The sequence below is a fragment of the Parvularcula bermudensis HTCC2503 genome, assembly GCF_000152825.2.
GTDB lineage: Bacteria > Pseudomonadota > Alphaproteobacteria > Caulobacterales > Parvularculaceae > Parvularcula > Parvularcula bermudensis.
In genome coordinates this window covers 514,454-529,587 of sequence record NC_014414.1, presented here as the reverse complement: position 1 = coordinate 529,587, position 15,134 = coordinate 514,454, and the positions used below count along the sequence as shown (strand labels likewise).

The following is a 15,134-nucleotide window of genomic DNA, read 5'->3' as shown; positions in this document are numbered from 1 at the left end:
AAGGGCTCTCTCCTCAGAATGGGTGGCGGGCGCGCCTCCCTCCTCACCATTGCGAGACCGTGGTAGAGCGCTGTGATGACGGTTATTAATGTCCTCCGCGCGCGCGGCCTCCTCCTTGCGACCCATAATCAAGGAAAGGTGCGCGAGTTTTCGGCTTGGCTGGCCCCCTATGCCATTTCGATATCATCGGCCGCCGACCACGACCTTCCAGAACCTGAGGAGACAGCAACCGATTTTCTCGGCAATGCGACTCTCAAAGCCGAAGCGGCCATGGCGGCGACGGGGCTGCCTGCCCTCGCCGACGATTCAGGGCTCGCCGTCGCGGCCCTTGGCGGCGCGCCCGGGCTCTATTCCGCTCGATGGGCGGGGCCGGACCGCGATTATCAGCGGGCCTTTGACCGGATCGCCGCCGAATTGGGCGGTGCCCAAGCGATGGAGGGCGCCGCGGCGGCCTTTGTCTGCGTCCTGGTTTTGACCTTACCGGGGGACACGCCCCTGGTCGCCGAAGGTCAGGTCGAGGGCACCCTGACGGCGTCGCCCAGAGGGGCGGCGGGATTTGGCTATGACCCCATCTTCAGGCCGGAGGGGGAGGCGCGGACTTTTGCTGAAATGACGATGGCGGAGAAAGCGCAGTTCTCCCATAGGGCCCGCGCCATGACGAACCTTGCGCAGGTGATCAATGTGCCGGCGCCGTGACCCCACCGACCGGCCTATATCTTCACTGGCCCTTTTGCGATCGAATTTGTCCGTATTGTGATTTCGTGGTCGCCCGAGGACGGGATGTCGATGAAAAGGCCTGGATCTCGGCCTTTCTCGCAGATCTTGACGACAGCGCCGCCCGATGGGGACGCCGTCAGATCGTGAGCGTCTATTTCGGCGGCGGGACCCCTTCGCTCTTGTCGCCGCATGGCCTCAACCGGTTGCTTGGGGGGATTGCCGACCGGTACGATTTAGCTTCCAGCGCGGAAGTCACGATCGAGGTCAATCCGACCGCCCTTGAGGCGCAACGTCTGCGGGCCTATCGCGCGCTTGGTATCAATCGTGTGTCGATTGGTGTACAGAGTTTCGACGATGAACATCTTCGGTTCCTTGGGCGTAATCACGATGGGGGGACGGCCCGCGGGGTGATCGACCAGGCCGCCGCGCTGTTCGATCGGGTGACGGCGGATTTCATCTATGCCTTGCCCGGAGAAACAATTGAGGACTGGACGCGCCGCCTTAGGGCGATCCTGTCTTTGCCGGTCTCGCATCTGTCGCTGTATCAATTGACGATTGAGCAGGGGACGGCCTTTGGGCTCCAGGTCGATAAAGGGCGGTGGACCCCGGCCTCCGACGCCATGGCGGCGGATCTTTATCAGGCGACCCTGGAGGAAACCATGGCGGCCGGGATGCCCGCTTACGAGATTTCGAGCCATGCCAGACCCGGCCATGAGGCCGTGCACAATCGCCTTTACTGGATGGAGGGGGACTGGATTGGGATCGGGCCTGGCGCGCATGGTCGGATAACCCATCAAGGACAACGGATCGCCACCGCCCCAAGGGTCCCTATTCGTGCTTATTGCTCGACCCCCCCCGCCGACAGGGTCGAACGGGCCCCCCTGACGCCGTCGGAAATGCGTGTTGAACGGCTCGCCGGCGGCCTCAGGACCCTTGACGGGGTGGCGACATCCGACCTTTCTTTCCTTCCGCCCGAACGGCTTGAGGACTTCCTGCGGGAGGGATGGCTGATCCCCAGGGCAGATCGCATGACCATTCCCCGGACTCATTGGATCCTCGCCGATGGTCTCATCGCGCGGCTATGCGACGCGATGGAGGATTTATGACCGGCCCGCCGTCGCGGTCTTTGAAGGGGAGGGCGGTGGCGACCGCCAGCGATTAACAATATCGCTCAGGCTTTTGGGCTCAAAAGGCTTTGAGAGAAAATCGTTCATGCCTGCCTCAAGGCAGGCCTGGCGGTCCGCGGTGGTCGCATTCGCCGTAAGGGCGATGATCGGCAAGACTTCGCCGGTCGGCATTTGACGAATGCGAACCGTTGCTTCGATTCCGTCCATCACCGGCATACGCATGTCCATCAAAATCAAATCGTAGACGGACAAGTCAACTGCCTCGACCGCCTCTTTCCCGTTACGGACAAGATCCACCTGATGTCCATCGCGGCGGAGGATCGTTTCGGCCAGAACGGCATTGATGGAATTATCCTCCGCCAGCAGAATATTGAGAGGCTTTTGGGAGGCAGAGCTCGCCGGCGCAGAAGAGGGAGCGGCCTCGCTGGGGGGCTGGTCGTCCCCATTGACCCCTTCCCCAGATGCCGATGCCGAGGCCACGGGCTCCTCCGCCGCCGATATCGCCGGCCGGCCTATGGTCTCAAGACGCCGACGGAGCTGGGCGGGGAATACGGGCTTGACGAGAAAATCCGCAAACCCGTTTTTCGCGAAGCTATCGAACCGTCCGCGAGTCCTCTGTGACAGCAGGACGATGGCGTGCTGGGTGCCTTTGGTCAGGATCGATCCTGAGCTTTCCGCCAGGGGCAGGTCACAGAGCAGGATCGCATCGGGGTGATCGGACAGAAGAGAAATCGCCTCCCGCTCGTCCTGGGCGGTGTGGAGGCGGTTGATCCCCAAATATTGAAGGGTCGTTGTCAGGGCGGCACGGAGGAAAGCGGAAGGGCTGGCCACGACGACGGTTCTTGCAGGGTTCTCGACAATCTGGACGGCTGTTGGTGCCTGACCTTTGAGCGCGATATCGAATTCGAAGGTGGACCCTTTTCCAAGGGCGCTCGTGACATCGATATTGCCCCCCATGGCGTTCACCAATTGGCGCGCAATTGTCAGTCCAAGGCCCGTCCCTTCTTCGGCGGATGGATCTGAGCCCTGATCGAACTCTTCGAATAGACGGTCGAGATTGTCCGCTGCGATGCCTTTGCCGGTGTCGCGTACGCGGAAGGAATAACGGCGGTGGTCGATGAGGTCATCATCGGTGGATCCCGTACCGGGCAGGATTTCGAGGCTGACCCCGCCCTCGGTCGTGAATTTCACGCCATTGGTGGCCAAATTCACCAGCACCTGGCGCAGCCTTGCGGGATCACCCACCAATTCCTCGGGAATGTCGGGGTGGAGAAGGAGGGCGATGTCGATCCCCTTCTCATCGGCGCGGATGGCCAGGATCTCAGCGACCTCCTTGAGGAGGGCGCCGGGGGAGAACGGCTTTTCCTCAAGGTCGAGATGGCCGGCCTGGATCTTCGAATAATCGAGGACATCGTTGATAAGCGTGAGGAGCGCGGTTCCAGCCTGCTGCACCGCTTCGGCATAGGCGCGTTGATTGACGTCGAGGGGACTGTCCAGCAGCAAGCCGTTCATGCCGAGTATCCCGTTCAAGGGGGTCCGCATTTCGTGGCTCATGGTCGCCAGATAGCGCATTTTTTCTTCGCTGACGGCCCGCGCGGTCCGGGCGAGCTCTCTCATCACGGCATAATTCTTCCGGTCGCGCGTGACATCGGTGCCCAGATAGAGGGTCTCGCCATCGGTGAAGCGTGAGGGGTTCCACTCAATCAGCCGGTTATCGTTATTGACGATGACGGATGTGGTGAACCGGTCCTGATCGGTCGTTCGAATGCATCTGATGGTGGGGGGCAATTGCTCTTCGGTGAAGATTTGTCCGGTGCGTAAGCCCCCGATCCCGGCGCTGACCTTGTTGCGAAAACGAATAACGCCGTTCCGGTCGGTGAGGACCGCAAAGAGCGTGATCCGATCGAGGACGGCTAAGGCAGACCGCATGAAAGCGACGCTCCGGACAACTGTGACAGCCTCCTCGCTGTTTCCAGCGAAACGCTGAAGAAATGGTGGATGAAACCTTTCTCCCGACCTCCTCTCTCACGATTCCTGGTGGGACACAGCCTCTCGCAGGGGGGGCGGTCCCATGGCCTGCATGGCCTGGCGGCCTCGCAGGCTTAACGCCTCGGCGATATGAGGCCGGCTCACCGCCTCCTTGCCGTCAAGGTCGGCCAGCGTGCGGGCGACCCGTAACAAACGGCCATAGGCCCGCGCCGATAATCCAAGGCTTTCACAGGCGCGGGTCAAAAGGGCCTGACCTGCCGCATCTGGGGTGGCGACACGGTCGAGCGCCGCTGGCGACAACCGGGCATTGAGGAGGAAGGGGCCCTCCGGCTGACGCGCCGCCTGAGCGGCGCGAGCCGCCGCCACCCGCTGCGCGACAACGGCACTCGGGTCGCCATCCCCAGGACGGGTCAGATCAAGGGCCGATACCGGCTGGGTTTCGATCGTCAAATCCATCCGATCGAGAAAAGGGCCGGAAATGCGGGCCTGATAGGTCGTTTCGCAATGGGGCCCGCGGCCACAGGCCCGGCCGCTCGCCCGACCATAACCGCATCGACAGGGGTTCATCGCGGCCACCAGCTGGAATGCGGCGGGATAGCGAACATGGGCATTTGCCCTGGCAATCCGCACATCGCCGGTTTCGAGGGGCTGGCGAAGGCTATCGAGGACAGGGGCTGAAAATTCGGGCAGTTCGTCGAGAAACAGAACCCCGTGATGGGCGAGGGACGCCTCCCCCGGTTTGGCCCGGGTCCCGCCCCCCACCATGGCCGCCATCGAGGCGGAATGATGAGGCGCCCTGAAGGGCCGTTCCCGCGTTAAGGTCCCGTTCTCGATCATGCCCGCGACCGAGTGGATCATGGAAATATCCAGCATCTCTCGTGCCGACAGGGGCGGTAAGATGCCTGGGAGGCGGGCGGCCAGCATCGATTTTCCCGAACCCGGTGGGCCCACCATCAAGAGATTATGTCCCCCCGCCGCGGCGATTTCGAGGGCGCGCTTGCCCGTTTCCTGCCCTTTCACGTCCTTAAGGTCCGGCGCGTCCTCAGGCTCCCGCAAGGCGCCGGGGCGCGGCCGATCAAGGACAGCTGTCCCTTTGAAGTGATTGGCGAGCTCCAACAGGGTCGCGGGCGCGAGGATCCCCGTTTCTTCGCCGGCCCAGGCCGCTTCGGCACCGGAGGCGGCCGGGCAGATCAACCCCAACTCACGCGCATTGGCGGCCATGGCGGCGGGAAGGGCCCCGGTTATCGGCGCAAGGCTGCCATCGAGCCCTAACTCCCCCGTCACCGCCCAGCCGACCAGCGCGTCCCGGGCAATGGCCCCCATCTCCGCCATGAGGGCGAGGGCGATCGGCAGGTCGAAATGGCTGCCCTCCTTGCGGAGATCGGCCGGCGCCAGATTGATCGTGATCCGTTTGGGCGGCACCCCAAGGCCAATAGCGGAAAAAGCGGCCCAAATGCGTTCCCGCGCCTCGGACACGGATTTTTCGGCCATGCCGACGATGAAGAATTTTGGATTGCCGCCGGTGATCTGGGCCTGCACGGTGACTGGGCGCGCCTCGATGCCGTCAAAGGCAAAGCTTGTGACTTCCGTGACCATATCGCTCTCTCCCCGTTCAGGGAGAGAGTGCGCCGACAATCAGAACAATTCAAGAACAAAAAGCAGGCACACGCCAGGCCGCCTTAGCGAACACCGGGCCGTCTCGGATCCCCCACAAAGATCACATGGCTGATAATCTCATTGGCGCCGTCGATCGTTTGGGCGTGGCCCGTCACCCGTTCGAGTTCCACCGGCCCCTGGGCAACACCGAGAAGATAGATCGTGCCCTGACTGACGGCGATTTGATAATTTGTGCGGTAAATCGCGTTATCGGCCCGCATGGCGGCCCCGAGTTTTTCGTCCATCACTGCATCTCTTAGCCCTTGGCCCGCCGTGGTCGGGGCGCCGACCCGAACCTCGTTCAGGACTTCGATCACGCCGGGCAGGGAGCGCGTCTTGAGCCCCAATTCCCGCCGCGCCTCAGCGGTTCTGACGGTCCCGGTCAGCATGACCCGCCCCTCAAACACGGAGATGTCGATATCCGAGGTGTCATAGGTGCGGTCCGCAAGAAGGGCGCGCTTCAGCTGGAGATCGATACCGGTGTCGTCGATGCTGGTCCCCAGGGTCCGGTTCGTTTCACAGCCGGCGACGAGGGCCGAGAGGAGGGCGACAAGGATCAACAAGCGGGTCGGCATCGGGACGGTCTCCTTCGAACAGTCAGGGCGGGAAGTCCGAGGATGGGATAGACTGGGTCGCCGGCAGACGGAATAGGAAAGCGCGGCAGTTGTCAGAAAAGGCCGGCGCCATCGCGACCGGTCGGCGCGTCGGGCCGATAGGCGTCCTTCACATGACAAGGAATGCCGCGGCGAACCAGGATGAGGTCGAACCGGACGATTTTCGGCATGAGCGATGCCCGCGCGCGCCAGATCGCCGATGCCGCCGCGATGCGCGCCCAATTCTGTGGCGGGACGAGGGTCGCCGGGTCCTGAAGGGCATCGGCGCTAGTTCGTGCCTTGACCTCGATAAAGGCGAGGGTCGACCCTTTTGTGACGATCAGATCGATTTCGCCGCGGGGGGTGCGGACGCGCCGGTCACGGATCGCATAGCCTTTGAGCTGGAGAAAGAGGGCGGCCCTGCGTTCGGCCCGCCGTCCCAGGCGCTCGGCTGCCAGGTACTCGGCTGATTGGCGCTTGGCTGATTGGCGGGCGCTCACGTCCGATCCCGCCACGCCTGGTAAAGGTCACGGCGTTTGCGCCCGGTGGCGGCGGCGACTTCTGCGGCGGCATCCTTAAGGGAAAGGGATTGGAGGGCCTTCGCCATTCGCGCCTCGACCTCTTCCTCCGTGATCTCGATCGGGGGCTGCGGCGGAAGGATAACGACGATTTCGCCCTTGGGGGGCGCGTCGGCATAGCGTTTGGCAAGGGCGGCGGCGGCCCCGTCGACGACCTCTTCGTAGCGTTTGGTCAGTTCGCGGGCGATGACCACCGGGCAATCATCCCCAAGCCGCGCGGCGATTTCTGTGAGAAATCCAGCCAGTCTCGGCCCCGTCTCATAGAAGATTTGGGTTTCCTCCGTCGCAGCCAGCCGGTCGATCAAGCGCTGGCGCGCACCTGCCTTGGCCGGCGGGAAGCCGCGAAAGGTGAAACTATCCGTCGGCACACCGGCAATCGACAGGGCGGCGATGGCGGCACAGGGCCCGGGCACGGTCATCACCGCCGCCCCCGCGTCGCGGGCCGCGCGGACCAATTTGTAGCCTGGATCGGAAATTAAGGGCGTGCCCGCATCACTGATCAATACCAAGGCTTCCCCCGCCGCCAACCGGGACAGCACGAGGGGCCGGACCTGCTCGCCGGTGTGATCATCGTATCGCCGCAAGGGGACGCCATCGATCGCCATGGCCTGGAGCAGGCGGCCGGCGACCCGTGTGTCCTCGCACAAGATGAGATCCGCCGACGCCAGGGTCTCGCGCAGGCGCTGGGAAATATCGCCTAAATGACCGATAGGGGTGGCGGCAACATAAAGGCCCGGGGCGAGGAGGCGCGCGGTCGCGGCGCGGGGGGGCGGTCGATCCGGGGGGGAGGAAGCCATTCGCGACAGGACCTTTCCACTTGCGTCCATTCCGGCACCGGGGGCGGCGATCATCCCGCGCCGATGAGCGACCGCTGATCATTAGCGGCAAGGCTTCGCGTCACACAACTGCCGCAAACTCGTCATTGTGGCCGCCCCCGGCCTCCCTTAGAGGGGGGAGTTGAACGAGCCCAATATCACGGTGGAGGGACGGCCATGCCTTCGTTGTTCTCAATTTTCCGTAGGCAGGTCTTATTATGGGCTGTCGCGGGACTGCTGGTGACCGGATGCGAAACGCCGCCGCCGACAATGCCGAGGCCGTCTCCTGACCGGACGCCGCCACCGATGCCGCAGCCTGTTCCCGAGCCCGAGGCGGAGATCAGCCTGCCCGAGGCGCCCCAGGACGATTTGGTGCGCGTGGCCGTGCTTCTGCCCTTTTCGAATGAGTCTCAAAATATCGAGACGATCGCGGCTGCGATGCTGAAGGCCGCTCAGATGGTGGCCTTTGAGAGTGACGATGATCGCTATGTCCTGATCCCAAAGGATACCCGCGGCACCGCTGCGGGCGCGGCGGAAATGACCGAAGAGGCGATCGCTGCCGGGGCGGATATCATCCTTGGGCCGCTTTTCTCCGAGAGCGTTGCGGCCACCGCCGACATTGCGCGCCCGGCGGGCGTGCCGGTCATTGCCTTTTCCTCCGACAGTGAGGTTGCCGGGCAGGGGGTATACTTACTGAGCTTCCCGCCCGAAGCGGAGATTGACCGTGTTGCCAGTTATGCCATGTCCAAGGGCTATGCGCGCTTTGGCTTGATGGCCCCCTATTCAGAATTCGGTGATCGGGTCGCAAAGGCCTTCTCCGCAGATGTCTATGCGCTTGGCGGAGATATTGTGCATACGGAGCGCTATGAGCGGTCCGCCGATGCGATGATCGCGCCAGCGAAGCGCATGGCGCAATATGCCGCAAAGAATTTCGTCCCCAGCTATCCCGAACCGCGGGCAGTGACGGGGCAAGCGCGTTTCGTCTCCGGTGCCGAATCGATGATGCGGGGTCAGCTCAATGAGCCCAGCACCGGGATGGCGCCGATCGTTTCTGGGGGCAGTGGGGGGCAGTACCAGGCGGTCCTCCTGCCGGAGCAGGGACGATTGCTGCGCGCGCTGGCGCCGCTCTTTCCCTATTACAATGTGAACATCCGTGAGGTGAAGCTGCTGGGCGTCAGCGGGTGGAACAACCCCCTCCTGACGCGGGAGCCGGCCTTAAATGGCGGCTGGTTCGCCGCGCCCGATCCGGCGCTCGCCGAGGGGTTCAAGCGCCGTTATGAGCGAGCCTATGGCGAACAACCGCCGCGGCTTGCCTCGCTTGCCTATGATGCCGCGCTTCTGACGTCCCGCTTGTCGGTTTTGCCGGTGGAGGAGCGGTTTACGGTGGAGACGATCGCTAATCCCAATGGATATCTGGGGGCAGACGGATTGTTCCGCTTACGTCCCGATGGAATGGTCGAGCGCGGTCTTGCCGTGCTGGAAATTCGCCCCTCCGGCATTATCGTCATCGACGATGCGCCGCAAAGCTTTGTGATGACCTCGCCTGTCGGCTACTGATCGGGGGGCATATTCCGCCAGGGGGTGATTTATCTGCCCCAGCGGGCGGGGCGGCCACGACCGTCAATATGGACGAAAGGGCCGTGCACCGCGTTCGTGCCATAGGCGCCAATCCCTCCGGCATCGACGTTGCTGTTCGCGAATAGATCGGCCGCATAATCATAGAGGAAATTCGCATCGGCCTTTGTCAATTGGCCGTCGCGATTGAGGTCATCCATCACCCCATCGGCCGGCGCCACATCGATATAGATGTCACTCGCATCACCATACATATGGCGGCTGAGCCGCGCCGATCCGATGGCGGTGTTGTAAAACGGCGTACGGAACCCACTCATGACCACAAAGCTCTCGGTGTCGGTCAGACCATCTTCTTGCAATGCGGTCAGCAACGTTTCTAGCCGAACGAGGTTTGGCTGACTGAGCAGAACATATTTCGGAAAATGCTCCGGCTGCTGTTTGCATAGAAACTGACCCAACTTGAATCGCGGGGACACGGCGATGTCGTAATCCTCAGCAGACACCTCAATAAAGCCTTCGGGTGGGGTCTGGGGATAGGTGCCGATGCGATACCCATTGAGGAATTGCCGCGAATCCATATTGTCGGTGGGCTGAAGGACGAACAAGGAGAGGTCGACAGGGGGGGCGTCGGCGCGCGAAATCGTGACGGCATAATGTCCCGGCGTGGTCGGCGCGTCAAAGGAGGAGGCAACGCGTTCTCCGTCCATATTGATTACCGTATGTGTACCGCCGATGGCAACCCGTTCGCCGGGCATGGCCGTATGGTGCCAAGTTTCATAGGGGATGACATCACCGTCAATGGTCAAAGGGCCAACGGTGGTCATATCGGTTCTCCCGGTGGCTCCAATGAGAATCAATAGTGAGGGCAAAACCATACTGAGCATATCGATCGTGTATCCCTCACCCCTTTTTCTGTGTCGAGATTTTTGCCACCTTTCCTGTGGAAAGCTCAAAAAACGGTGCCTCCATGGCGACAAGTTGTTCGTCCTGGCCTTTATTATAAATATCACGCCAGAAGGTGGGCGTCCCCGCCTCGTCAACGGTGACGGTCATATAGGTGATATGGACAGGCAATTCGGCGCTCAACTCAACGCGCTCAGTCTCTTTGTCGCGCAAGGCCATTTCGATCTGGTCGACCTTTTCCTGGCCATTGGTTCTCGCGATCCACTCCGCCATCTCCTGGGGGTGTTCGAGACGGACGCACCCTGAACTGAAGGCGCGCGTCGCGTGATCGAACAAGCTCTTGGTGGGGGTGTCGTGTAGATAGACGGAATATTGATTGGGAAAGATGATCTTGATGCGCCCAAGAGCATTCCCCTTACCGGCCCCCTGAACCAGTCGATAACGCGCCGTGACATCATCGGCGAACCAATCGACCTCGTAAGGAGATACCGCTTCGCCAGTCGTTTTGTCGATAACAGTGTATTCACCGCGGGCGGCATAGCCTGGGTCGCGTTGCAATTTCGGCAACTTGTCACGCTGCATGATACTACTGGGCACATACCATTTTGGATTGGCCACAATGTAATCGACTTTGTCGCTAAAAGTCGGGGTCGGACGATCGGGCTGACCCATTATCGCCCTCATGCTGATTTCTTTTCGTCTGTTCTTCCATCCCTCGGCGCGGAAAGACGGGATGTTCGCCCATACATATTTGTCGCCCAAATCCCCCAGTTCACGCCAGCGATAAAGGCTGTCGGCAAGGCGCGCGATCTTGCTTTCGACAGGCTCATTCAGGGCGCGTGCCGTCTCAGGACCGAAGACACCGTCTTCATCGATGCCATGCTGTGCCTGGGCGGCGATCAAGGCCGACCGTAACGGCCTGTCGAGGAGCGGCGATCCATTGTCATGCTGACGATCGAGAAACCCCTCTTTTGCAAGTCTCGTCCGCAAGGGGGAAATGACGGCATGGCGATCTCCCGGCTTGACGATGGGGCCGACATCGAGGGCTTCCCAGCCGCCGTCTTCTTCGATCTGGCGATAGGTCTTCAGCGTCTCTTGAAGGCGCTCATATTGCGGGTTAGACGGAATAAAGGGAGAAATGCTCCGCTCGATTTTGCCTTGTCCCGCGTCACGGACGGATTTCACTAATTGCGAATGGACAGGGCGATCGGTTGCCGAGGAGGCCATTTGCCCCTCATCTCCCAAGCCCGCACTGACATGGCTTAACAAATCGACCCAGGCGATGGTCAGATCGACATCCGCAATTGCCTGCCTTTTCGGGCTGGTACCGGAAAACCGCTGTTCAACCAATTGTTGGAGATCGCGGCGATCGCTGGCGCGGGCGGCGATGCCGTGGCTCGCCATGTCGTCGAACATCGCTTCGAATTGGCGGGCGCCTGAGGGGGTCCAGATGGGACGATAGAGTTGTTCCGCATAGGCAAGCCCCACGGCTTCTCCCGCCCCGGCTTCCCACGCATCGTCAAGGGCCTGGCGAAATGTGTCATCGGTAACGATGGTCTCAATGGCGCCGGCCAGCGCGTTTTCCGTCGCAAGCGTGGCTTGTGCTGAAACAGCCGCGGGCAAGACGACGCCTGTCGAAGAGCGTTGGATGGCTTCCTCCGCCTGCGCGGCGGGGTAGCACAAAAGGGCAGCAGAAAGGAGATAGCGAGTAATCACGGCAAATTCTTTTCGTTGTCTGCCAGTGATAACGTCACGCCTCCTTACCCGTTCCGCGCAAAAGCTTGGGAACAAATTGCCTTCAGCCACCATGGCGCTGACGCCCCTTGCGAAAGATCGTATCGCGGGGCGCCCGGCGCATAAGGGGCGAGAGGACAAGGGCATTTCCACGCGAAGGGAAACGGGGCCGCGTGAAGAAATGCCATGAAACAATGACCCGGAGACGGCTTACGTCTCCGATTGACCTGAAATGGCCTAGAGGCCGAGGCTCTCATAACTCTTGGCGATATCGGTCAGGGCTGTCGCATAGGCCGCGGTCCGCATATCTTCGATGCCCTTGGTGGTGACCCGGGTTTGGCGCATCCGGGCATAGGCCGTACGCATCGTATCGTCGAGCCCGGACCTGACGAGATCGATCTCTTGATCCCCTTGGGCGAACCGCGCTTTGAACTGATCATTCAAGGGCTGACCTGTCGCCCGCTCCAGCTCGGTGATAAGCGCCATGGCCCGCTTTTCCTCGGCCCGGCGTTGCATCCGGCCGAACCGCATATGGGATAGGTTCTTGACCCATTCGAAATAGGACACGGTCACCCCGCCGGCATTGGTATAAAGGTCGGGGATCACCTCCACCCGTTTTTCCCGCAAGATGGTGTCGGCATTCGCCGTAACGGGACCATTTGCCGCCTCGAGGATGATCCGTGCTTTGATATCCGCCGCATTGGCGCCGTTGATGACCCCTTCAATGGCCGCCGGAACCAGAATGTCGCAGTCGGCCGTCAGGGCCGAGAGCCCATCCTCGATATATTTGCCATGGGGATAGCCTTTGATCCCGCCGTTTCGGGTCAGGAAATGCTTGATCTCCTCAATATCGATGCCGTCATCATGCAGTATGGCGCCGTCGCGTTCGATGACCCCGACGATCTTTGCCCCATCCTCTTCGGAGAGGAATTTCGCCGCATGATAGCCGACATTGCCGAGGCCTTGGACGATGACCCGCTTGCCCTCAATGCCGCCGTCCAGACCACAGGCCGCCACGTCCTCGGGAAAGGAGAAAAAGGATTGCAGGGCATACTGACAGCCCCGTCCGGTCGCTTCGACCCGCCCGCGGATCCCGCCCGCATGGGGCGGCTTGCCCGTCACGCAGGCCATGGCATCGATGTCGGTGGGGTGCATGCGTTTATAGGCATCCGCCATCCACGCCATTTCGCGCTCGCCGGTCCCCATGTCAGGCGCGGGAACGTTTTGGGAGGGATGAATGAGGTCGCGCTTTGCAAGTTCATAGGTGAAGCGACGGGTGATCCGCTCTAACTCGTCCGCATCCCACTGGGTGGGATCGATGCATAGCCCCCCCTTCGAGCCCCCAAAGGGGACGCGCACGAGGGCGCATTTATAGGTCATCAGGGCGGCCAGGGCTTCGACTTCGTCCTGATTGACGCTGAGGGCGTAGCGGATGCCCCCCTTCACCGGTTCCATGTGTTCGGAATGGACGGCGCGATAGCCTGTGAAGGTGTGGATCGAGCCGCGGAGTTTGACGCCGAATCGCACCGTATAGACCGAATTACAGATCTTGATCTTGTGTTTGAGCCCCTCGTCTATATCGAGATAGGTGGTGGCTCGATCGAACATCATGTTGACGTTCTGTCGGAAGGTCAGTTCACGGGTCATTTCTTCGGTCATCGCGCTGTCCTCCGCTTTGTTATCGGTCGATTAGTCTTGGCGACGATGTGGATCTACCGGCGAAGGTGACAGATTTGGTTAATTCCCGAGACGGCGGGCTCTGCGGTCCTGAGAGAGGGGCAAGATCTTCGATCAGTGACGGAAATGCCGTTGTCCTGTGAAAACCATTGCGAGCCCCCGCGCATTGGCGGCCGCGATGACCTCTTCATCTCTGATTGAGCCCCCGGGCTGAATGACAGCCGTCGCCCCCGCTTCGGCGGCGGCGATCAGTCCGTCGGCAAAGGGGAAGAAAGCATCGGAGGCAACCACGCTGCCCTCGACCAGTGGGGTGCTGGCGCCCATGGCTTCGGCGGCGTCCTGAGATTTTCGCACCGCGATTCGGGTCGAATCCAGCCGGCTCATCTGGCCTGCGCCGATAGCGACGCTCGCCCCCCCTTTGGCATAGACAATCGCGTTCGATTTCACATGCTTGGCAACGGTGAAGGCAAAGAGCAGGTCCCGCATCTCCTGGGGGCTAGGGGATTTCTCCGTAACCGTCCTGATTAGCGCGGGATCTTCACGGCGAAGATCGGCATCACCGAAGAGAAAGCCGCCGGCCACAGGCTTCATGAGGAAGCGCGGCGCGGTAGGGTCGGGCATGGCATCGAGGGTTAGAAGCCGAAGGTTCTTCTTTTTGGCAAAGACGGCTTCCACCCCCTCCTCAAGACCGGGGGCGATGACGATCTCGGTGAAGATCTCCGTGATCCGTTCCGCCGTTGGGCGATCCAGTGGGCGGTTGAGCGCAACGATCCCGCCAAAGGCAGAAACCGGATCACAGGCGAGCGCGCGCTCATAGGCCGCGGTCACACTGGGTCCCGTGGCCACGCCGCAGGGATTGGCGTGTTTGATGATCGCGACCGCCGGTTCCTCGAATTCGGCGACGAGTTCGATCGCCGCATCGCCGTCATTGATATTATTGTAACTGAGGGCTTTGCCCTGATGCTGCCGGGCCGTGACGATCCCCGGCCTATGGGGCGGGGCGGTGCGATAGAGGGCGGCGCGTTGGTGGGGGTTCTCCCCATATCTGAGGGGCAGGATCTGGGTCCCCGCGACGGAGACACGGCGCGGCAGGGGCGCCGCGTCGGCGGGATGGGCCTCCCCCTCAAGCCAGCCGGCAATCGCCGCGTCATAGGCGGCGGTCCGGGCAAAGGCCGTGGCGGCGAGGGATCGACGCTCCGCAAGCGTTGTGCCGCCAGCCGTGAGGGCTTTCTCAAGGAGGACATAATCCTCCGTGTCGGTAATGACCGTCAGATGGGCATGGTTCTTCGAGGCGGCGCGAATCATCGCGGGGCCGCCAATATCGATCTCTTCGACAAGGGCATCCGGCTCCTTGCCGGCCTCAAGGGCCGCTTCGAAGGGGTAGAGATTGACGATCAGCAGGTCGATATCCGCTATGCCGTGGGCGTCCATCGCCTCACGGTGGGAGGGGATCGCGCGGTCACCGAGCAACCCCCCGTGAATACGCGGATGGAGGGTTTTGACCCGGCCCCCCATAATCTCCGGGAAACCGGTGACCTCCGCCACATCGGTGACGTCAAGGCCTGCCTCGCGCAGGGCACGGGCGGTCCCGCCAGTGGAGAGGAGGGCGATCCCGGCGGCCACGAGTTTTTCGGCGATGGGCACCAGCCCGGTTTTATCGGATACTGAGATCAGGGCCCGGGTAAAGGGACGACGATCATGGGGGGCAGTCACGGGGGCAATCTCCGGCAAAAGGAACGCGTGTATCGGGCGGGCGGTCATGGAGTGCAA

At 61.8% G+C, this 15,134-nt stretch carries 12 protein-coding genes; 3 read left to right on the top strand and 9 right to left on the bottom strand.

Annotation, left to right across the window (positions count from 1 at the left end; genetic code table 11):
- Positions 1 to 75 precede the first annotated feature (75 nt).
- Entirely contained in the window at positions 76 to 696 is a 621-nt protein-coding gene (rdgB, locus tag PB2503_RS02505) for an RdgB/HAM1 family non-canonical purine NTP pyrophosphatase (RefSeq protein ID WP_013299645.1), read from the top strand.
- A complete protein-coding gene (gene hemW, locus PB2503_RS02500; RefSeq protein WP_013299644.1) occupies positions 693 to 1,823 on the top strand; it encodes a radical SAM family heme chaperone HemW in 1,131 nt (376 codons plus the stop codon). The genes rdgB and hemW overlap by 4 nt, the downstream gene beginning before the upstream one ends.
- Here hemW and PB2503_RS02495 read toward each other — a convergent pair.
- From PB2503_RS02495 to rsmI, 5 genes are all read right to left on the bottom strand, one after another.
- Positions 1,818 to 3,773, bottom strand: coding sequence for a response regulator (locus PB2503_RS02495; RefSeq protein ID WP_013299643.1), 1,956 nt, complete (start codon positions 3,771 to 3,773; stop codon positions 1,818 to 1,820). The genes hemW and PB2503_RS02495 overlap by 6 nt on opposite strands.
- A 96-nt stretch (positions 3,774 to 3,869) precedes the next feature.
- Positions 3,870 to 5,429 (bottom strand): YifB family Mg chelatase-like AAA ATPase, encoded by a 1,560-nt coding sequence (locus PB2503_RS02490; protein WP_013299642.1) that lies wholly within the window; start codon positions 5,427 to 5,429, stop codon positions 3,870 to 3,872.
- A gap of 83 nt (positions 5,430 to 5,512) precedes the next feature.
- Positions 5,513 to 6,064, bottom strand: a complete 552-nt coding sequence (locus tag PB2503_RS02485; RefSeq protein ID WP_013299641.1) for a BON domain-containing protein — start codon at positions 6,062 to 6,064, stop codon at positions 5,513 to 5,515.
- A 92-nt stretch (positions 6,065 to 6,156) separates the two neighbouring features.
- Positions 6,157 to 6,582 carry a YraN family protein gene (locus PB2503_RS02480; protein WP_083810947.1) on the bottom strand — a complete coding sequence of 142 codons (426 nt, stop codon included), beginning with the start codon at positions 6,580 to 6,582 and terminating at the stop codon, positions 6,157 to 6,159.
- Positions 6,579 to 7,457, bottom strand: coding sequence for a 16S rRNA (cytidine(1402)-2'-O)-methyltransferase (gene rsmI / locus PB2503_RS02475; RefSeq protein WP_013299639.1), 879 nt, complete (start codon positions 7,455 to 7,457; stop codon positions 6,579 to 6,581). Before rsmI ends, PB2503_RS02480 begins: the two co-directional genes overlap by 4 nt.
- Positions 7,458 to 7,652: 195 nt before the next feature.
- Here rsmI and PB2503_RS13705 point away from each other — a divergent pair, with 195 nt between their 5' ends.
- Positions 7,653 to 9,032, top strand: a complete 1,380-nt coding sequence (locus tag PB2503_RS13705) for a penicillin-binding protein activator (RefSeq protein WP_083810946.1) — start codon at positions 7,653 to 7,655, stop codon at positions 9,030 to 9,032.
- 29 nt (positions 9,033 to 9,061) lie between these two features.
- Here PB2503_RS13705 and PB2503_RS02460 read toward each other — a convergent pair whose 3' ends face one another.
- The 4 genes from PB2503_RS02460 to purH all read right to left on the bottom strand — a co-directional run bounded on the left by PB2503_RS02460 (position 9,062) and on the right by purH (position 15,125).
- Positions 9,062 to 9,874, bottom strand: a complete 813-nt coding sequence (locus tag PB2503_RS02460; protein ID WP_202944398.1) for a D-Ala-D-Ala carboxypeptidase family metallohydrolase — start codon at positions 9,872 to 9,874, stop codon at positions 9,062 to 9,064.
- 76 nt (positions 9,875 to 9,950) lie between these two features.
- Entirely contained in the window at positions 9,951 to 11,669 is a 1,719-nt protein-coding gene (locus PB2503_RS02455; RefSeq protein WP_013299636.1) for a L,D-transpeptidase family protein, read from the bottom strand.
- A 255-nt stretch (positions 11,670 to 11,924) separates the two neighbouring features.
- A complete protein-coding gene (locus tag PB2503_RS02450; protein WP_013299635.1) occupies positions 11,925 to 13,346 on the bottom strand; it encodes a Glu/Leu/Phe/Val family dehydrogenase in 1,422 nt (473 codons plus the stop codon).
- A gap of 132 nt (positions 13,347 to 13,478) precedes the next feature.
- Entirely contained in the window at positions 13,479 to 15,125 is a 1,647-nt protein-coding gene (gene purH, locus PB2503_RS02445; protein ID WP_013299634.1) for a bifunctional phosphoribosylaminoimidazolecarboxamide formyltransferase/IMP cyclohydrolase, read from the bottom strand.
- Positions 15,126 to 15,134 lie beyond the last annotated feature (9 nt).

Coding starts and splice junctions, on each gene's coding strand:
- rdgB (WP_013299645.1), top strand. CDS start 76: ATGACGGTTATTAATGTCCTCCGCGCGCGCGGCCTCCTCCTTGCGACC.
- PB2503_RS02495 (WP_013299643.1), bottom strand. CDS start 3,773: ATGCGGTCTGCCTTAGCCGTCCTCGATCGGATCACGCTCTTTGCGGTC.
- PB2503_RS02490 (WP_013299642.1), bottom strand. CDS start 5,429: ATGGTCACGGAAGTCACAAGCTTTGCCTTTGACGGCATCGAGGCGCGC.
- PB2503_RS02485 (WP_013299641.1), bottom strand. CDS start 6,064: ATGCCGACCCGCTTGTTGATCCTTGTCGCCCTCCTCTCGGCCCTCGTC.
- rsmI (WP_013299639.1), bottom strand. CDS start 7,457: ATGGCTTCCTCCCCCCCGGATCGACCGCCCCCCCGCGCCGCGACCGCG.
- PB2503_RS13705 (WP_083810946.1), top strand. CDS start 7,653: ATGCCTTCGTTGTTCTCAATTTTCCGTAGGCAGGTCTTATTATGGGCT.
- PB2503_RS02460 (WP_202944398.1), bottom strand. CDS start 9,874: ATGACCACCGTTGGCCCTTTGACCATTGACGGTGATGTCATCCCCTAT.
- PB2503_RS02450 (WP_013299635.1), bottom strand. CDS start 13,346: ATGACCGAAGAAATGACCCGTGAACTGACCTTCCGACAGAACGTCAAC.
- purH (WP_013299634.1), bottom strand. CDS start 15,125: ATGACCGCCCGCCCGATACACGCGTTCCTTTTGCCGGAGATTGCCCCC.